The organism is Lysobacter sp. MMG2 (assembly GCF_016735495.2).
GTDB lineage: Bacteria > Pseudomonadota > Gammaproteobacteria > Xanthomonadales > Xanthomonadaceae > Lysobacter_J.
Genome location: NZ_JAERQY020000001.1, coordinates 504,504 through 523,676, shown reverse-complemented (window position 1 = coordinate 523,676; position 19,173 = coordinate 504,504). Strand labels below are relative to the sequence as shown.

Annotated in this window: 14 protein-coding genes and 2 tRNA genes; 11 read left to right on the top strand and 5 right to left on the bottom strand. The window is 67.0% G+C overall.

Translation table 11 applies throughout. The features are described 5' to 3' along the window. Positions 1-325 precede the first annotated feature (325 nt). Positions 326-2,863: a DNA mismatch repair protein MutS gene (gene mutS / locus JI752_RS02265; RefSeq protein ID WP_216958574.1), complete on the bottom strand. Its 2,538-nt coding sequence runs from the start codon at positions 2,861-2,863 to the stop codon at positions 326-328. Positions 2,864-3,328: 465 nt separating this feature from the next. Here mutS and JI752_RS02260 point away from each other — a divergent pair, with 465 nt between their 5' ends. The 9 genes from JI752_RS02260 (at position 3,329) to JI752_RS02220 (ending at position 12,612) form a co-directional block, all read left to right on the top strand. Then, positions 3,329-5,875 (top strand): TonB-dependent receptor, encoded by a 2,547-nt coding sequence (locus tag JI752_RS02260; protein ID WP_254200153.1) that lies wholly within the window; start codon positions 3,329-3,331, stop codon positions 5,873-5,875. Positions 5,876-5,953: 78 nt separating this feature from the next. After that, the gene (locus tag JI752_RS02255) at positions 5,954-6,454 is read left to right on the top strand and encodes a CinA family protein (protein WP_216958571.1); all 501 of its coding nucleotides are present in this window, start codon (positions 5,954-5,956) and stop codon (positions 6,452-6,454) included. 75 nt (positions 6,455-6,529) lie between these two features. Next, complete coding sequence (gene lexA / locus JI752_RS02250) at positions 6,530-7,186, top strand: transcriptional repressor LexA (protein ID WP_216958568.1); 657 nt, start codon at positions 6,530-6,532, stop codon at positions 7,184-7,186. A 215-nt stretch (positions 7,187-7,401) separates the two neighbouring features. Continuing rightward, positions 7,402-8,439: a recombinase RecA gene (gene recA / locus JI752_RS02245; protein WP_216958566.1), complete on the top strand. Its 1,038-nt coding sequence runs from the start codon at positions 7,402-7,404 to the stop codon at positions 8,437-8,439. A 40-nt stretch (positions 8,440-8,479) separates the two neighbouring features. Further along, complete coding sequence (gene recX, locus JI752_RS02240; RefSeq protein WP_216958563.1) at positions 8,480-8,983, top strand: recombination regulator RecX; 504 nt, start codon at positions 8,480-8,482, stop codon at positions 8,981-8,983. A gap of 209 nt (positions 8,984-9,192) precedes the next feature. Then, positions 9,193-11,826: an alanine--tRNA ligase gene (gene alaS, locus JI752_RS02235; protein WP_216958560.1), complete on the top strand. Its 2,634-nt coding sequence runs from the start codon at positions 9,193-9,195 to the stop codon at positions 11,824-11,826. 138 nt (positions 11,827-11,964) lie between these two features. Further along, entirely contained in the window at positions 11,965-12,171 is a 207-nt protein-coding gene (gene csrA / locus JI752_RS02230) for a carbon storage regulator CsrA (protein ID WP_216958557.1), read from the top strand. 66 nt (positions 12,172-12,237) lie between these two features. After that, positions 12,238-12,330, top strand: a tRNA-Ser gene (locus tag JI752_RS02225). A 205-nt stretch (positions 12,331-12,535) separates the two neighbouring features. Further along, positions 12,536-12,612, top strand: a tRNA-Arg gene (locus JI752_RS02220). Between the two features lie 226 nt (positions 12,613-12,838). On the opposite strand, the gene JI752_RS02215 is transcribed toward JI752_RS02220, so the two are convergent. Next, positions 12,839-13,900, bottom strand: a complete 1,062-nt coding sequence (locus JI752_RS02215) for an NAD-dependent epimerase (protein ID WP_216958554.1) — start codon at positions 13,898-13,900, stop codon at positions 12,839-12,841. Positions 13,901-13,902: 2 nt separating this feature from the next. Continuing rightward, entirely contained in the window at positions 13,903-15,171 is a 1,269-nt protein-coding gene (tviB, locus tag JI752_RS02210) for a Vi polysaccharide biosynthesis UDP-N-acetylglucosamine C-6 dehydrogenase TviB (protein WP_254200301.1), read from the bottom strand. 261 nt (positions 15,172-15,432) lie between these two features. Here tviB and JI752_RS02205 point away from each other — a divergent pair, with 261 nt between their 5' ends. Next, positions 15,433-16,263, top strand: coding sequence for a 4'-phosphopantetheinyl transferase superfamily protein (locus JI752_RS02205; RefSeq protein ID WP_216958548.1), 831 nt, complete (start codon positions 15,433-15,435; stop codon positions 16,261-16,263). A gap of 136 nt (positions 16,264-16,399) precedes the next feature. Continuing rightward, entirely contained in the window at positions 16,400-17,794 is a 1,395-nt protein-coding gene (locus JI752_RS02200; protein WP_216958545.1) for a TIGR03013 family XrtA/PEP-CTERM system glycosyltransferase, read from the top strand. A 107-nt stretch (positions 17,795-17,901) separates the two neighbouring features. On the opposite strand, the gene JI752_RS02195 is transcribed toward JI752_RS02200, so the two are convergent. Then, positions 17,902-18,171 (bottom strand): hypothetical protein, encoded by a 270-nt coding sequence (locus tag JI752_RS02195; protein WP_216958541.1) that lies wholly within the window; start codon positions 18,169-18,171, stop codon positions 17,902-17,904. A 268-nt stretch (positions 18,172-18,439) separates the two neighbouring features. Next, positions 18,440-19,135 carry a DnaJ domain-containing protein gene (locus tag JI752_RS02190; RefSeq protein ID WP_216958538.1) on the bottom strand — a complete coding sequence of 232 codons (696 nt, stop codon included), beginning with the start codon at positions 19,133-19,135 and terminating at the stop codon, positions 18,440-18,442. Positions 19,136-19,173 lie beyond the last annotated feature (38 nt).

The following is a 19,173-nucleotide window of genomic DNA, read 5'->3' as shown; positions in this document are numbered from 1 at the left end:
GCCTGGGGTCGTGCGTGTTCGACGAAGGACGGGGCGACCGCGCGCCGGCGCCTGCCTGCATTGCAACGCGGGCGGATGACGGAATACCCCTGCGGGGACACGTTAGTGAGGTTCAGGCGGGAGATGAAATCGAATGATCCGAACGATTCGATTCGTCCCGGCTATGGCAAACGCGCAGCGACAACGAAAACGTAACAACGCGCCTCAAGCGGGATGGCCACGGCGTGAAGTAGCCCGGGTAAGCGAAGCGCACCCGGGGGTCGGCGGCAGGGAACCCCGGTGCGCTTCGCTTACCTGGGCTACGTGCGGTCTTCGATCGTTCTGCTCAGCTCAGCGCCTTGAGCCGGTACAGCGCTTCCAGCGCTTGCTTGGGCGTCAGCTCGTCCGGGTCGATCGACGCCAGCGCGTCGAGTGCGGCGGAGGAGGGCGCGAACAGGCCGAATTGCTGCGGTGCATCCAGCGCGACCGGGGCCAGCGACGGCGTGGGCGCGCCGCGACTTTGCTGCTCCAGCTCGGCCAGGCGGCCGCGCGCCTGCTGCACCACCGCCTTGGGCAGACCGGCGAGCGCCGCGACTTGCAGACCGAAGCTGCGATCGGCCGGGCCGTCCTTCACCGCGTGCATGAAGACGAGCTGGTCACCGTGTTCCACCGCATCCAGATGCACATTGGCGATGCCGCTGCCGGGCTCGGCCAGCGTCGTCAGTTCGAAATAGTGCGTGGCGAACAGCGTGTACGCGCGGTTGTGATGCGCCAGATGGCGCGCGCACGCTTCGGCCAGCGCGAGGCCGTCGTAGGTCGACGTGCCGCGGCCGATCTCGTCCATCAGCACCAGCGACTGCGACGTGGCGTGATGCAGGATGTAACTCGTCTCGCTCATCTCGACCATGAAGGTCGACTGCCCGCGCGCGAGGTCGTCGCCCGCGCCGATGCGGGTGAGGATGCGATCCACCGGCCCGAGCACGGCGCGCGAAGCCGGCACGAAACTGCCGATATGCGCCAGCAGCACGATCAACGCGTTCTGCCGCATGTAGGTCGACTTACCGCCCATGTTCGGGCCGGTGATGACGAGCATGCGGCGATCCTCGCCGAGGATGAGGTCGTTGGGCTCGAACGGATCGCTGCGAACCGCTTCGACCACCGGATGACGTCCGCGCTCGATGCGCAGGCCCGGTTCGTCGACAAGCTGCGGCTGCGCCCAGTCCAGTGCCTGCGCGCGTTCGGCGAAGCAGGTCAGCACGTCGAGTTCCGCCATCGCGGTGGCGCAGCGCTTGAGCGGTTCCAGGCGTTCGTTCAACGCATCCAGCAGTTGTTCGTACAGCAGGCGCTCGCGTGCCAGCGAACGTTCGCGCGCCGACAGCACCTTGTCCTCGAACTGCTTGAGCTCCTCGGTGATGTAACGCTCGGCGCCCGTCAGCGTCTGCCGACGCGTGTAGTGCGTCGGCGCCTTGTCGGCCTGGCCCTTGCTGATTTCGATGTAGTAGCCGTGCACGCGGTTGTAGCCGACCTTGAGCGTCGCGATGCCGGTGGCGGCCTTCTCGCGCGCTTCCAGGTCGATCAGGAACTGGTCGGCGTTGGTCGACAGCGTGCGCAGTTCGTCGAGTTCGGCGTCGTAGCCTTCGTTGAAGATGCCGCCGTCGCGCGCCAGCACCGGCGGCTGCGGCACGATCGCCGACTTGAGCAGGTGCGCGTGTTCGTCGTGTTCGCCCAGTTCCGCGGCCAGATCGGCCAGGCAGGGCGAATCCAGCGGCGCGAGCGTGGCGCGCACGTCCGGCAGCATGCCCAGGCCATCGCGCAGCGTGGACAGGTCGCGTGGGCGCGCGCTGCGCAGGGCGATGCGCGAGAGGATGCGTTCCAGGTCGCCGAGCGCACGGAAGCGTTCGCGAAGATCATCGCCCGCACGCGATTCCAGCAGCGTCGCCACGGCCTGCTGGCGATGGCGCAGCACGCCGCGATCGCGCAGCGGACGATTCAGCCAGCGGCGCAGCAGGCGGCCGCCCATCGGCGTGATCGTCGAATCCAGCACGCCCAGCAGCGTGTGGCGCGTATCGCCGTCCACGCGCGTGTCCAGTTCCAGGTGACGGCGCGTGGCGGCGTTCATCGCGATGGCGCCGTCGCCGGATTCCACGGCGATCGAGGTCAGGTGCGGCAGGCGCTGCTTCTGCGTTTCCTCGACGTAGCCCAGCAGCGCGGCGGCCGCGGCGATCGACAGCGGCTTGTCTTCCAGACCGAAGCCGGACAAGTCGTGCAGGTTGAAGAAGCGCAGCAGCTGGCGGCGGCCGCTGTCGGCGTCGAACAGCCACGGCGCGCGACGGCGCAGGCCGGTGCGCTCGGCCAGCCACGACGGCCAGCCGTCCTCGTCGGCCATCAGTGTTTCGGCCGGTTCCAGGCGGGCGAGCTCGGCCTCCAGCGCGTCCTCGTTGGCCACTTCGTTGACCAGGAAGCGGCCGCCGGCGAGGTCGGCCCAGGCCAGCCCGTAGCCGGTCTTGCCGCGCGCGACGGCCAGCAGCAGCGTGTCGCGGCGCTCGTTGAGCAGCGCCTCGTCGGTCACCGTGCCCGGGGTGACGATGCGCACCACCTTGCGTTCGACGATGCCCTTGGCCAGCGCGGGATCGCCGATCTGCTCGCAGATCGCCACCGATTCGCCCAGCGCGACCAGGCGGGCCAGGTAGCCCTCGGCGGAGTGTTGCGGGACGCCGGCCATCGGGATCGGCTGCCCGCCGGACTGCCCGCGCTGGGTCAGCGTGATGTCCAGCAGCCGCGCCGCCTTGCGGGCGTCGTCGTAGAACAGCTCGTAGAAGTCCCCCATCCGGAAGAACATGAGCACGTCCGGATGGTCCGCCTTGGCGGCGAAGTACTGCTTCATCAGGGGCGTGTGTTCTTGCGGCCGTTCGGCTTGGCTCATGGATCGTGGATCTGCTGCGGGGGGCGGTGGCGCCGGCGGAAGGGCCGGCGAAGCGGGCCACTAGGCTAGCAGCCGACGGCCTTTCCGGCGCCGTTGCATGCGGCGCCGAACCGTGTTGCACCCGCAGCGGGACGCCCCGGCCCGCGGCTTGTGCGCTGCGGCGTGACCCGGGCCTGCGGCGTGCTACGGTCGGCTCGCCGTACGCGCACGTCTGTTGGGGAACTGGACCGCGTCGTAGCCATAACTTCCAGACCCGCCGGTCGCGCCACCGGCATGTGCCCGTCCGGGCACGTTGCCAGGAGTTCGCAAGCAAGCCATTCCAATAACGACACACGCCAGTCATTCCGACGAGGGGAGGGGATCGCGATGGGTTCGTGCAATCCGTGGATGTCCGGGGGCTTCAGTTCGGGAAAGGGTTCGGGAGAGTTGAGTCGCAAGCTGATGCCGTATGCGATCGCCGTGGCGCTCGCATCGTCGCCGGCGATCGAAGTGCGCGCGCAGGAGCAGCAGGAAGTGCCGCGCAGTGGCCTCAGCGCCGAGCAGGAGGTTGAGGACAAGGAGGCCAAGACGCTCGCCGGCCTCGTGGTGACCGCGCAGAAGCGTGAAGAGGCGCTGCAGGACGTGCCGATCATGGTCACCGCGCTGAGCGACCAGATCATCCGCGACACCGGCGTACGTGACGTCAAGGACGTGCAGGTCCTCGTGCCCGGCCTCACCGTGAGCAGCACCCAGAGCGAAGTGCAGACGGTCGCGCGCATCCGCGGCATCGGCACGGTGGGCGACAACGCGGGCCTGGAATCCTCCGTGGGCGTGGTCATCGACGGCATCTACCGTCCGCGCAACGGCGTGGGCTTCGGCGACCTGGGCGAGATCGAGCGCATCGAAGTGCTCAAGGGCCCGCAGGGCACCGTGTTCGGCAAGAACACCTCCGCCGGCGTCATCAACGTCATCACCAAGCGACCGCATTACATCACCCAGGTCGAGGGCGAGATCACCGCGGGCAACTACAACGCGCTGGGCGTGTCGGGTTCGTTGAACATGCCGGTGAGCGACATGGCCGCCTTCCGCGTATATGCCGCCAAGCGCAAGCGCGACGGCTACCTCGATGTGCACACCGGCGCCGGCCCGCGCACCGAGCACGAGGACACCGATCAGAACTTCCATTCGCTGCGCGGCCAGTTCCTGCTGGAGCCCACCGACAACCTCGACATCACCTTCATCGGCGATTTCACCAGCCGCGAGGAGAACTGCTGCGCCGGCGTCACCACCGTGCGCGGACCGACGGCGGCGATCATCGACGCGCTGGCGACCGACAGCGGCGTGGCCCCGGTGGCCGACCCGTTCGCACGCGAGGCCTGGAGCAATCGCAGCACGGAGCAGGACATCAAGGACAAGGGCGTGGCGATGCAGGTCGACTGGATCACGCCGTGGTTCGGCGGGGCGGAGTTGACGTCCATCACCGGCTGGCGCGACTGGGAGGCGATCAACGGGCTGGACTTCGACTTCTCCAGCGCCGACCTGCTGTACCGCGAGGCCAACCCGGACGAATCGCTGACGGCCTTCGAAACGCTGAGTCAGGAGTTCCGCTTCACCGGTTCCACCGACAAGGTGGACTGGATGGTGGGCCTGTTCTATTCCGACGAAGACCTCACGCGCCACGATTCCTATCGCATCGGCGCGGGCTACGAGCCGTACCTGTCGACGGCGGTGCTGGGCCAGTTGGCCGCGCGCCTGCCGCCCGGCGTGGTGAACATGGCGAATGCGGCGGCGTTCTATTCGCAGGCGACGGGACGTCCGTTCGGCACCGTGTTCGCGGGCCTGGGCGCGGACGACGACTACGAGCAGAACGCCAAAAGCACCGCGATCTTCACCAACAACACCTGGCACGCCACCGACGCGCTCGACCTCACGCTGGGCCTGCGTTACACGCGTGAGGAGAAGACGCTGGATTCGGTCTACTCCAATCCCAACGGCAGCCCGGGTTGCAGCGCATTGCTGACCAACCCGACCCGCGCCGCGCAGGCGCTGGCCGCGCGCGGCGTGCCGGCGGCGGCGATTCCGGCGATGGTGCCGCAGGTGGTCGCCTTCGGCTGCCTGCCCTGGGCCAACGTGCGCCACAACGGTCGCGACACGCACCAGGAGCGCGAGGAAAAGGAGTGGTCCGGCACGCTCAAGGCCGCGTACCGCTTCAACGAGCAGGTGATGGTCTACGCCTCCGGCGCGCGCGGCTACAAGGCCGGCGGCTTCAACCTCGATCGCGTGCAATCGTCCGACGGTCTGTCGAGCGGCACGGCGGGCATCGTGCCGGTGAACGACACCTCGTTCCCTGCGGAGTTCGTCGACAGCTACGAGTTGGGCACCAAGACGACGTGGGCCGACGGCAACTTGCTGCTCAACGCGACGCTGTTCCACCAGGAGTACAGCGACTTCCAGCTCAACAGCTTCCTCGGGACCAGCTTCGTGGTGCGCTCGATTCCCGAGGTGATCTCCAAGGGCATCGACACCGAGGTGCTGTACCAGACGCGCCTGGAAGGCCTGAGCCTGCAGGGTGGCGTCGTGTACGCGGACACGCGCTACGGCGATGACCCGCTGCCCGACGCCGACCTCGCGCGCCTGCCCGGAAGCCGTGCCAGCTTCGCGCCGTACTGGTCGGCGACGGCGTCGGTGACGTACGAGTGGGACTTCACCAATACGTTGATGGGTCGTTTCAACATCGGCGGCAAGTACATGTCGGACTACAACACCGGTTCCGACCTGGACCCCGAGAAGCTGCAGGACGCCTACACCGTGGTGAACGCACGCGTGGGCATCGGCGCGAGCAACCGCCGCTGGAGCGTGGAGGCGTGGGCGCTCAACCTCACCGACGAGGACTACATGCAGGTCGGCTTCGACGCGCCGCTGCAGACCGGTTCGTGGAACGCGTTCCTCGGCGCACCGCGCACCTACGGCATGACGTTGCGGGTGCTGTACTGATTCGAGCTCGAAGCCCCTCTCCCGCACGCGGGAGAGGGGTTGGGTTGAGGGCTGGGCCGACCCGTTATCATTCGGCCCATGAAGAACGACGTCACCGACACCGCATTGCTGCGCCTGGCCGAACAGGTCGGCGAATCCGCCCGCGCCCATCGCCAGACCCTGGTCACCGCCGAGAGCTGCACCGGCGGCTGGATCGCCAAGATGCTCACCGACATCCCCGGTTCCTCGGGCTGGTTCGAGTGCGGCATGGCGGCTTACAGCTACGAGGCCAAGCAGGCGTTGCTGGGCGTGCGTCCGCAGACGCTGGAAACCCATGGAGCGGTGAGCCGCGAGACGGTGATCGAAATGGTCTCCGGCGCACTCGTGCATTCGGGCGCCACGCTCGCAGTAGCGGTGACCGGCATCGCCGGCCCCGGCGGCGGCACCGAGGACAAGCCGGTGGGCACGGTGTGGATCGCGTGGAAGCGTCGCGGCGGCTATCCCACTGCTGTCACGTTCCATTTCGACGGCGACCGCGACGCCGTGCGCCGCCAGACCGTGGCCGCCGCGCTGCACGGGCTGGCCGAGCTGATGGCCTGATCCACCGGCCGAGTCCACCCGGGGCCGACGAGCGGCGTTGACGCCCCGGAAAGTCTGTTAGTAGTATTGCTACTAATGGACATCACCGACACCCAGCGCGCCATCCTCGCCCTCATCGCCGAGCGCATCGAGGTCGAGGGCGTTCCCCCGTCGCAGACGGAGATCGCCCGCGCGATGGGGTTCAGCAGCGTCCGCGCCGCGCAGTACCACCTGGAAGCACTGGAGCAGGCCGGCGCCATCCAGCGCATGCCGGGCCGGGCGCGCGCGATCCGTCTGTGCGCCGTGCCGGACCTGTCCGCCCGCGAACTCCCGGTGAAGCACGTCGAAGCCGAAGAGGCCGCCAACGATGCGCTGCGCCTGCCGGTGCTGGGTCAGGTCGCCGCCGGTCGTCCGATTGGCGCCGACATCGGCTCGGACAACTTCGTCCTCCTCGACCGCGTCTTCTTCTCGCCCATCCCCGATTACCTGCTCAAGGTGAAGGGCGACTCCATGCGCGACGAAGGCATCTTCAACGGCGATCTCATCGGCGTGCACCGCACGAACGACGCGCGCTCGGGCCAGATCGTGGTCGCGCGCATCGACGAGGAGATCACCGTCAAGCTCCTCAAGATCGGCAAGGACCGCATTCGCCTGCTTCCCCGTAATCCCGACTACGCACCGATCGAGGTCGAGCCGGGCCAGGACTTCGCCATCGAAGGCCTGTACTGCGGCCTGGTGAGGCCGAACCGATGAACTTCCCGGCGAATGGCCGGACCGGCGTCAGTGGCGTTCCGGGGCAGGGTGCGGGGTTTTCCCACCCCCTGTCCCGGACACCCCTCATGCCCGGCGAGCCATCGCCCATGCAATCTGACGACGACCGCGTTCGCGTCTCAACCCGTGCGATACGCGCCCGCTAGATTGCGACCCAAGCAACGACTTCCGCCACTGACACTGAAGGAACCACCACGATGGACGACAACAAGAAGCGCGCCCTCTCGGCCGCACTGGGCCAGATCGAAAAGCAGTTCGGCAAGGGCTCGGTGATGCGCATGGGCGACCGCACGATCGAGGCCGCGGAGGTCATCGGCACCGGCTCGCTGATGCTCGACATCGCGCTGGGCATCGGCGGCCTGCCCAAGGGCCGCGTGGTCGAGGTCTACGGTCCGGAATCCTCGGGCAAGACCACCCTCACGCTGCAGGCCATCGCCCAGTGCCAGAAGGCCGGCGGCACCTGCGCCTTCATCGACGCCGAGCACGCGCTCGATCCCATCTACGCCGGCAAGCTCGGTGTCAACGTCGACGACCTGCTGGTCAGCCAGCCCGACACGGGCGAGCAGGCGCTGGAAATCGCCGACATGCTGGTGCGCTCGAACGCCGTCGACATGGTCGTGGTGGACTCCGTTGCGGCGCTGACGCCGAAGGCGGAAATCGAAGGCGAGATGGGCGACCAGCTGCCGGGCCTGCAGGCGCGCCTGATGAGCCAGGCGCTGCGCAAGCTCACCGGCAACATCAAGCGTTCCAACTGCCTGGTGATCTTCATCAACCAGCTGCGCATGAAGATCGGCGTGATGATGCCGGGCCAGAGCCCGGAAACCACCACCGGCGGCAATGCGCTCAAGTTCTACGCCTCGGTGCGCCTGGACATCCGTCGCATCGGTTCGATCAAGAAGGGCGACGAGATCATCGGCAACCAGACCCGCATCAAGGTCGTCAAGAACAAGATGGCGCCCCCGTTCAAGCAGGTCGTCACCGAGATCCTGTACGGCGAGGGCATCTCGCGCGAGGGCGAGCTGATCGACATGGGCGTGGAGGCCAAGCTGGTCGAGAAGTCGGGCGCCTGGTACAGCGCGTACGACGAGCGCATCGGCCAGGGCAAGGAGAACGCCCGCCAGTACCTCAAGGACAACCCGCAAGTGGCGGCCAGGCTCGAAGCCGCGCTGCGCGAAAAGTTCGTGCCGGCCGAAGCCTCTCGCGAAGAGGCCAATGACGCGGCCGAGGACGAGTAAACCGGTACGGGGCTGGATCCAATGAAGGCGACATCACGCCATGCATGACGATCCGAGCGACAGCGGGCCCGGCGAGAGCCGGCCCCGTCGCAAGGGACGGGAGCAGACCCCCGTGCAACGTGCCCTGGGCCTGCTGACCCGGCGCGAGCACTCCCGCAAGGAGCTGAACCGGAAGCTGACCTCGCGTGGCCTGGATGCCGGCGAGGTCAAGGCCGCGGTGGATCGGCTGGCGGGCGAGGGCTGGCAGGACGACGAGCGTTTCGCCCAGGGAGTCGTCCGGAACCGCGCCGCCAGTGGCTACGGGCCGCTGCGTATCCGTGCCGAGTTGTCCACGCACGGGCTCGATCGCGAGGCCGTCGCCCGCGCCATGGACACCTTCGAAGGCGACTGGACCGAGAACGCCCGCGATCTGGTCCGCCGCCGTTTCGGGGCCGCGGTGGACGATATCGCCCAGCGTCGCAAGGCGGCGGACTTCCTGATCCGCCGTGGTTTCGACCACTCCAGCGTACGGGCCGCGACCCGGTGGGACCCGGACGACGAGTGAGATGACCCCGCCGCCCCCCGCAGGGCGGCCGGATACTGCCAAGGCGCCGCCAACCCGGCGATGCCACTTTGCCAAGCGCATCGCCGCGGGGCCTGCTACGCTAGCGGGCTTTCCGGCCTGGGTTGCCTGCTCCAGTCGACGCCCCCAATCAAGAGGGCATGGGCCGGTCCGAGTCACTCCGGCCCCGTCACCGACTTCGCGCGACAGGCATGAAAACCACTACCGAAATCCGCAGCGATTTCCTCGAGTTCTTCCGCAGCAAGGCCCACACCATCGTGCCCTCGGCACCGCTGGTGCCGGCCAACGACCCGACGTTGCTGTTCACGAACTCGGGCATGGTCCAGTTCAAGAACGTCTTCCTCGGCAGCGAAAAGCCGGGCTACGTGCGCGCAGCCGACGTGCAGCGATGCCTGCGCGCCGGCGGCAAGCACAACGACCTCGATCAGGTCGGCTATACCGCGCGCCATCACACCTTCTTCGAGATGCTCGGCAACTGGTCGTTCGGCGACTACTTCAAGGAAGACGCGATCGCCTGGGCCTGGGAACTGCTGACCAAGGTCTGGGGCTTGGCGCCCGAGCGCCTCACCGTCACGGTCTACCACACCGACGACGAGGCCTACGGGATCTGGAACAAGAAGATCGGCGTGCCGGCCGAGCGCATCGTCCGCATTGGCGACAACAAGGGCGCGCCGTTCGCATCAGACAATTTCTGGCAGATGGCCGACACCGGCCCCTGCGGTCCGTGCACAGAAATTTTCTACGATCACGGTGCCCACATCGCCGGTGGCCCGCCGGGTTCGCCCGATGAGGACGGTGATCGCTTCATCGAGATCTGGAACCTGGTGTTCATGCAGTTCGACCGCCAGCCCGACGGCACGCTCGAACCGCTGCCGGCGCCGTGCGTCGACACCGGCATGGGCCTGGAGCGCCTGGCCGCCGTGCTGCAGGGCGTGCACGGCAACTACGAGATCGACCTGTTCCGGCACCTGATCGCCAAGGCCGCGGAATTCACCGGCACCGCCGATCTGGACAACAAGTCGCTGCGCGTGATCGCCGATCACATCCGCGCCTGCGCCTTCCTCATCGTCGACGGTGTCCTGCCCAGCAACGAAGGCCGCGGCTATGTGCTTCGCCGCATCATCCGCCGGGCGCTGCGCCACGGCTGGATGCTGGGCCAGAAGGGCCCGTTCTTCAGCCGCATGGTGACGCCGCTGGTCGAAGTGATGGGCGATGCCTATCCGGAGCTGACCGCCAAGCGTGAGTTCGTCGAGCGCGCGCTGCTGGCCGAGGAGGAGCGTTTCGCCGAGACGCTCGATTCGGGCATGCGCATCTTCGACGAAGTCGCTTCGCGCTCGAACACGACGATTCCGGGCGTGGACGCGTTCCGCCTGTACGACACCTACGGCTTCCCGGTCGACCTGACCGCCGACATCGCGCGCGAGCGCGGCCTGTCGGTGGACATGGAAGGCTTCGACGCTGCGATGGAACAGCAGCGCGAAACCGCCCGCGCCGCCGGCAAGTTCGGCAATGCCGCGACGATGCCGGCCGAGCTGGCCGCGCAACTGGCGCCGACGCAGTTCCTCGGCTACGAGCGACTGGGTGACGAGGGCTTGGAAATTGTCGCGCTGCTGAAAAATGGTCGCGCGGTCGACCGCATCGAGGCGGGCGAAGAGGCCGCGGTCATTCTCGATCGCACCCCGTTCTACGCCGAAAGCGGCGGCCAGGTCGGCGATACCGGCGACCTCGAAGCCGGTGCGGCACGCTTCGCCGTGCGCGACACGGTGAAGTTCGCCGGCCAGTTCCATGGCCACGTCGGCACGCTCGCCAGCGGCTCGCTGCAGCGCGGTGAACGCGTGCGCGCGACCGTCGACAGCGTGCGCCGCGCAGCGACCGTGCTGAACCATTCGGCCACCCATTTGCTTCACGCCGCGCTGCGCAGCGTCCTGGGCGATCACGTCACCCAGAAGGGTTCGCTCGTCGCGCCCGACCGCCTGCGTTTCGACTTCTCGCATTTCGCGCCGATGAGCGCGGGCGAGCTTGCCGAGATCGAGCGCCGCGTCAACGCCGAGATCCGCAACAACCACGCTGCCGAAGTGCACCACATGGGCATGCAGGAAGCGCTGGATTTCGGCGCGATGGCGCTGTTCGGCGAGAAGTACGGCGACCATGTTCGCGTGCTGCGCATGGGCGAGGCGTCGACCGAACTGTGCGGCGGCACCCACGTTTCGCGCACCGGTGACATCGGCCTGTTCAAGATCGTCTCCGAAAGCGGCGTGTCGGCCGGCGTACGTCGCATCGAGGCGCTGACGGGGCAGGGCGCGCTGGACTTCGTGGCCGAGGAAGAGCGTCGTCTGGACGATGCGGCCCGCCTGCTGGGAGGCAATGCGGCGGACGTGTCCGACAAGTTGCGCAGCCTGCTCGATCGCCAGAGGAAGCTCGAGCGCGAGCTGGAGTCGCTCAAGGCCAAGGCCGCCACCGGCGCGACCTCCGATCTCGCGGGCTCCGCTACGCAGGTCCACGGTGTGAAGGTGGTGGCGACGCGGTTGGAGGGCTTCGACGCCAAGGCGCTGCGTGACGCGGTGGACCGCCTGAAGCAGCAACTCGGCGATGCCGTCATCGTTCTGGCCGGCGCGGCGGACGGGAAGGCAGCCCTGGTGGCGGGAGTGAACGGCAGTGCGGCCGGCAAGGTGAAGGCCGGGGAACTCCTCGCGCATGTCGCCAGTCGGATCAATGGCAAGGGCGGCGGTCGCGCCGACATGGCACAGGGAGGCGGCGAGGATGGTCCGGCCCTGGTCCAGGCACTTGCCGAAGTGGCCCGTTGGGTGGAAAACAAGCTTGGCTGAATGGTGAACGCAAGCCACCTGCGGTTGCGGGCCTGTTTGGCCCACCGCTAAGATGGCCTACGTTTTTATGTGATCTGCGGCACTCCCCGGGGAGTGCCATATGCCGGACCCGTAAGCCGGCTTATAGGAGACGTTTAGATGCTGATCCTGACGCGTCGCGTCGGTGAGACCTTGATGATCGGCGACTCGGTGACTGTCACCGTGCTCGGCGTCAAGGGAAACCAGGTGCGCATTGGAATTACCGCACCGAAAGATGTTGCGGTTCACCGTGAAGAAATTTATCAGCGCATCCAGCGCGGCGAGGAGCCTGCGGACAACGATTCGGGCAAGCACGGCGCGGCCTGAGAAAATCGTTTGCCGTATGCGGGGCGAGCCGTTATCCTTTGCGCCCGCACCGTTTTGATGTTCCGCGGAGACTTGCCCGAGAGGCCGAAGGGGCTCCCCTGCTAAGGGAGTATGGGGTCAAAAGCTCCATCGAGGGTTCGAATCCCTCAGTCTCCGCCAGTTCCATCGACCGGCCGGATTGGCCAGGATGCTTCGGCATGCTGGCGCTGCACGAAGCGGTACGCCGCGTCGCGCAGGCAATCCGAAGCGGTCGCACGAGATCCGCGCGGTCCGTGCACTGTCGAATCGCCTTCAACGGCATCGACAGAAATGTTCGAAAAATGTTTGACGAATCGGAAACGGTCCTTCATAATTTTTCAACTCAGCGCCCGTAGCTCAGCTGGATAGAGCACCAGGCTACGAACTTGGTGGTCGGGAGTTCGAATCTCTCCGGGCGCGCCATACAAGGCAGAAGGGCCGATGCGAAAGCATCGGCCCTTTTGTTTTGTCTGCGATTCGGGATTTTCTCTCGAGTCGTCATTCCCGCGACGGCGGGAATCCAACTCGCAAACGCCGCTGTGTCGTCCGGAAAGCGTGAGTCTGGAAAGTTGGATTCCCGCCTTCGCGGGAATGACGGCACGACAAGCGCAAGCCTGACCGACGCGAAGGCCGATATCGCCGACAACGCTCAACCCGCGGTCACTTCCGCTGCGGCGTTCGACTCGCGTCCATGCTCCGGCGCATCGCCGTAATACTCGCGATACCACGCCACGAATCGCGCAATGCCTTCTTCCACCGTCACGCTGGGTGCATAGCCCATGTCGCGTGCGAGATCCGTGCAATCGGCTTCGGTCGCGGGCACGTCGCCGGCCTGCAACGGCAGCATGCGCATCGTCGCCTTGCGCCCGAGGCATTGTTCGAGCACTTCGATGTAGCGCAACAGTTCGACGCTTTCACCGCTGCCGATGTTGTACAGCCGATAGGGCGCAACGCCACTGCTCGCGGGATCGGGCGAATGCCCGTCCCACCGCGTATCCACACCGGGCACGCGATCGAGCGCGCGCACCACGCCGGCGACGATGTCGTCGACATAGGTGAAGCTGCGCTTGTGGCGACCGTGGTTGAACACCGCAATCGGCTCGCTCGCCAGGATCGCGCGCGTGAACAGGAACAACGCCATGTCCGGCCGGCCCCACGGACCATACACGGTGAAGAAGCGCAGCCCGGTGCATGGCAATCCGTACAGATGCGCGTAGCTGTGCGCCATCGCCTCGTTGGCTTTCTTGGTCGCGGCATAGAGCGTGAGCGGATGTTCGGTGTGCTGGTGTTCGGAGAACGGCATCGCGGTGTTCGCGCCGTATACCGAACTGGTCGATGCATAAACCAGGTGCTCCACGCCGTGATGCCGGCATCCTTCGATGACATGCAGGAACCCGGTGACGTTGCTCGCCACGTATACGTGCGGATTCTCGGCGGCATAACGCACGCCCGCCTGCGCCGCCAGGTGCACGACGCGCGCGGGGCGATGGTCGCGGAACAGCGCTTCCACCGCGTCACGATCGGCGAGATCACCGTGCACGTGCGTGTAGCCGGGATGATCGGCGAAGCGGGCCAGCCGTGCGCGCTTGAGTCGCACGTCGTAATAGTCGTTGAGGTTGTCGAAGCCGATCACCTCGTCGCCGCGGGCGAGTAGCGCCTGCGCGACATGCGATCCGATGAACCCTGCCGTACCCGTGACCAGGACCTTCATGCTCACAGCCGGCCGTCCACCGCATCGCGCGGAAGCACGTACTTGACGTCGTAGACCACCGACACGGGCTTGCCGAATGCGCGCACGCCGTTCCCGCCCAGTTCGGCGAATTCGCGGTGCGCGACCGCGACGATCACGGCGTCGTAGCCGCCCTGTGCGGGCGTGGGAACCGGTGTGATGCCGTATTCGTGCGCGGCATCGCCGCCATTCACCCAAGGATCGTGCACGTCCACCTGCGCGTTGTACCCGTGCAGTGCATGCACGATGTCGACCACGCGCGTGTTGCGCAGGTCGGGGCAGTTTTCCTTGAATGCCAGTCCGAGGATCAGGATGCGCGCCTGCACCGGGTTGATGCCCTTGCGCACCATCAGTCGCACGACCTCGCTGGCGATGTACGCGCCCATGCCGTCGTTGGTGCGGCGGCCGGCGAGGATCACGTCCGGATGGTGGCCGATTTCCTGCGCCTTGTGGGTGAGGTAGTAGGGGTCCACGCCGATGCAATGACCACCGACCAGCCCCGGCCGGAACGGCAGGAAGTTCCACTTCGTTCCCGCTGCCTGCAGCACTTCCAGCGTGTCGATGCCGAGCTTGTTGAACAGGATCGCCAGATCGTTGACCAGCGCGATGTTGAGATCACGCTGCGTGTTCTCGATCACCTTCGCCGCTTCGGCGACCTTGATCGAACTGGCCTTGTGCGTCCCGGCCTCGATGATCGAGCCGTACAGCGCATCGACGAAATCCGCCACCTGCGGTGTCGAGCCGGAGGTGATCTTCAGGATGCTGGTGAGGCGGTGTTCCCGGTCGCCCGGGTTGATGCGCTCCGGGCTGTAGCCGGCAAAGAAGTCGCGGTTGAACACCAGCCCGGAGGCGCGCTCCAGGATCGGCACGCAGACTTCCTCGGTGCAGCCGGGGTACACGGTGGATTCGTAGACGACGACGTCGCCGCGCTTGAGCACCTTGCCCAGCGCCTCGCTCGCGCGCGCCAGCGGGCCCAGGTCCGGGCGCTTGGCCGCGTCGATGGGCGTGGGCACGGTGACGATGTAGACGTTGCATCGCTGCAACATGTCCAGGTCGTTGCTGCATCGCAGGCGGCGGGCTTCGGCCAGGTCGGCCGGTTCCACTTCCAGCGTGCTGTCGCGCCCGTCGCGCAGTTCCGCCACGCGCTGGGCGTTGATGTCGAAGCCCACGGTGTCGTACTGGCGGCCGAAGGCCACCGCCAACGGCAATCCGACATACCCCAGGCCGACCACGCCCACGCGCACCGTCTGCAACGAGGGTGGCGATGCGGCGACGCCTCCGCCTTGCGCTGCCGCGTCGGCATCGCGCCGGTGGGTGTCGCGTGTGGGCCGGTGGACCAGCCTTTCCCCGAAATCGGTCGTGTCCATTCACTCGCTCGTTCGTTGGCTGGCGACCGGCCGCATGCGGCCACGGTCGCCTTGATGCAGCAAACGCAGCGCGGGCCCGGAACAGGCCGTGTCCGCGTCCAGGCCACCGCTGCGTTCGTCTTCAGTTGAATCCGAATCGGAACCGGCATGACCGGACAGGGGGCGAGGGTGGCGGTCGCATGGCGACAGGAAGCATCGGCGTGTTCGCTGCGCGAGGCGTTCGCGTGCGGGCCGATGGCGCCCGGCGCCTGTGCGACCGCCGTCGTCGACCTGCGCGACTGGCACCCCTGGCTGGACCAAGCCTGGGCGATGCTCGACGCGCCACACCGCCAGCGCGTGAGTCAGCGCCGTTTCGCGGCCGACCGTGAAGCGCTGGCGCTGACGTATGCGCTGCACCGGCTTTTCGTGGCGCGGGCGCTGGATCTGGACGAGGCGTCGGTCGTCATCGCGCGCGATGCCGAAGGCGCCCCGTGGTTGCCCGGCGTGCACCTGCGCGGCCGGCCCGTGCGCACCAGCCTCAGCCATGCCGACGGCGTGGCGGCCTTCGCGCTGTGCGCGGCGGGGCCGGTGGGCGTGGATATCGAAGCCGCGTTCCGCGCGGCCGAATTGCCCGGCATCGCGGCCAGCGTCTGTCATCCGGACGAATGGCAGTCACTGGCGGGCTTTCCCGAACCGGCCTGCAGCCGCGCGCTGCTGGCGCTGTGGGTGCGCAAGGAAGCCCTGCTCAAGGCCGAAGGCATCGGCCTGGCGCGCGAGATGAGCAGTTTCCACGCCGCTGCCGGCGCGGAGTTTTTACTGGCCGGGCACGCGCGGGAACCTGCGGCGTGCAGCGTGCGCCTGGCCATGCTCGATGTAGGCGAGCGATGGACCGCGGCCGTAGCGGCGCCGCGTGAGGCCGCGGTCGAATGTTTGCTTGCGCACCCGCTTGGGAACTCCGCTGGCCGGACGGCCGGCGAGAGGGCGTTGTACCTGTCGTGATGGCGTCGCAGAGGGGGAACGTCATGTCCATGACGCGCGACGCACGGCCCACCGGGCCGGGGATCCTCCGAACCTTCGACCAGTTGTTTGACAGACGTGCGTGCGCCCGCGTGCGCACGTCGTGGGAGTGCGGTCCATGACGTTCGGCAAGGCGAGTCTGAAGAACCGGGCGCTGCTGCTGTTGTGGCTGCTCGAAGTGCTGCTGCTGATGGCGGCGGTCATTGGTGCCGCGTGGCTGCGCTTCATGAACGACCCCGAGGGGCACGAAATCTTTTCCGAGAACCTCACCCTGCGCGCGGCGCTGGTGGCGATGTTCGTCACCACCGCGATGTCGGCGCTGGGGCTGTACCAGGTGCACGTGCGCCTGAACCGGTTCGAATTCGCGCTGCGTCTGCTGGTGTCGTTCGCGATCGGCGGCATCGGGCTGATGGTGCTTTACTACCTGATCCCTACCGCGTACATCGGCCGCGGCGTCATCGTGATCGCGATGGTACTGGGCCTGCTCGGGATGGCATTGCTGCGCTTCTGCGTGATGCACGTGTTCAGCGGTGACCTGTTCAGACGGCGCGTGCTGGTGCTGGGCGCCGGCCACAACGCGGACCTGATCAACACGCGCATGCGCCGCGGCAGCGACCGACGCGCCTTCACGCTGGTCGGTTTCGTGCCGATCAACGGGCAGGAATCGTGCGTGCCGACGTCGATGCAGGTGGTCGCGCCCGACGGGCTGTCGGAAGTTGCGCACCGCTTGCAGATCAGCGAAGTGGTGGTCGCGCCGGACGAGCGCCGCGGCGGCCTGCCGATGGAAGAAATGCTGACCTGCGTGCAGCGCGGCGTGGCGATGACCGACCTGTCCACGTTCTTCGAGCGCGAGGCGGGCATCGTCACCACCAACCTGTGCGATCCGTCCTGGCTGGTGTTTTCAGGCGGTTTCGACCACTCCACCTCGCGCTGCATGAACAAGCGGCTGTTCGACGTTCTGGCCGCGTCCGCGCTGCTGCTGGTGGCCTGGCCGTTCATGGTGGTGGTCGCGCTGCTGGTCCGGCTCGAATCGCGCGGTCCCATCCTTTACCAGCAGACGCGCATCGGCGAAGGCGGGCGCCCGTTCGAGCTGATCAAGTTCCGCAGCATGCGCGTGGACGCCGAAGGCGACGGCGTGGCGCGCTGGGCGCAACGCGGCGACGATCGCACCACGCGCGTGGGCAAGTTCATCCGCCTCACGCGGCTGGACGAACTGCCGCAGCTGTTCAACATCCTGCGCGGCGAGATGAGCATCGTCGGCCCGCGTCCGGAACGTCCGCAGTTCGTGGACATGCTCAGTCGCGAGATCCGCTACTACGCCGTGCGCCACTGCGTGAAGCCGGGCCTGACCGGCTGGGCGCAACTGCGCTACCCGTACGGCGCTTCGGTGCGCGATGCCGAAGAGAAGCTCAAGTTCGACCTGTTCTACGTGAAGAATCACGGCCTGGTGTTCGACCTGATCATCCTGTTGCAGACGGTCGAGGTGGTGCTGTTCCAGCGCGGGTCCCGGTAAACAACGCGCACCGCCGCGCCGGTCCTTATTGAGGAGAGGAGCGGGTTCGAACGAGGATCGCATCACCATAAAGACTGTTGCTGGTCGGCGGAGTCAATTGCGACACATCAACGCGCCTCATAGCTGGACATGACGATAGCCATCGCGATCGGAATCGAGACAAGCGACCAAGCTATCCAGTGCACCGCAAAGCCTCCTCTTCGTCCCCGAAGATTAAGGATGGAGGCAATGCCAAGGCAGAGCGCCATGATCGCTGACCAACCGATGACGATCCACGCTTCTTCGTCAGGTGACCTGGACGTTATGAACGTCCAGCCGAACAGCAGCACGAACACAGCGCAGGCAACTGCGTCAGTGCGTCCGAACCATTTGTTCAAAGTCGGGATTGACCGGGCGGAGGGCATTTCCTCTCCAAGACGCCTGATGGATGCTCGCCACGAGCAGCAGATGGACGGTTACTGTCCCAGCGAGCATGGACGCTCTGCGAAGCGGTGAACATGCGACGATTCTCAAATGACAGCCCGGCCTGCTGCCTGATCCCGGTACGTTAGGTCTTTCCGTTGCCCGCTCGACCCAGCGGCGACCTCGTCCGAACCCACTCGCATGCTCGTTCGAAGGCCGCGCGTCACACACCGCGGACGGCCCTCAGGGCTCCTGCGCCTCGTCCTCTTCCGGCGTCGGCGGCCTGGGCGTGGGCGTCATCAGCCGGTTCGGCGGCACGCTTGCCCAGTCGACGAGGTGGCCTTCCTCGAAGCGCACCCACGAGGAACCGTAGTTCCACACATCGTCCTGCACGCGTTCCGGCGGGCCCTGGATCGCGACGACCGCCGCTTCCTCCATGCCCAGTTCCAGGCGGGGCGCATCCGGATCGGCGGTTTCGGCCACCGCGCCATTGGCGTCGGCCTGCGGCGTCACCTGTGCGGTCTCGGACCAGTGCAGCACCACCATCACGACCACCAGCACGAGCACGCTCAGCACCGCGATGCGCGGCGTAGCGCTGGTGGGGGTTTCGTGCGACGTGGCGGACATCGTCCGGGAATGCGTCTGCTGTGCCTGCGCCTGCGCGGGCGTGGCTGCATCGGGAACCGCTCGCTGCACCGTGACCGGGCTGCGCAACGTCGATCCCGGAAGACGCCCGTGAATGCGATGGAAGCGGATCGCGCCGGAATACAGCGCAGTGAGTTCGGTGAGGGCGCTTGCGTCGTTCGAGGAAGGCCGGTCGAGGTGGCGATCCGGGTGCAGTTCGGCCACGCGGATACGGTACGCGCGCTTGAGGTCTTCGAGGCTGCAGTCCGGATGCAGGCCAAGCTGCATGTACAGAAGCGCGAAGTCCTGGCTCATGGGCCCCCCTTGTCGGCGCCATCCTAGCGCGGTGGCCG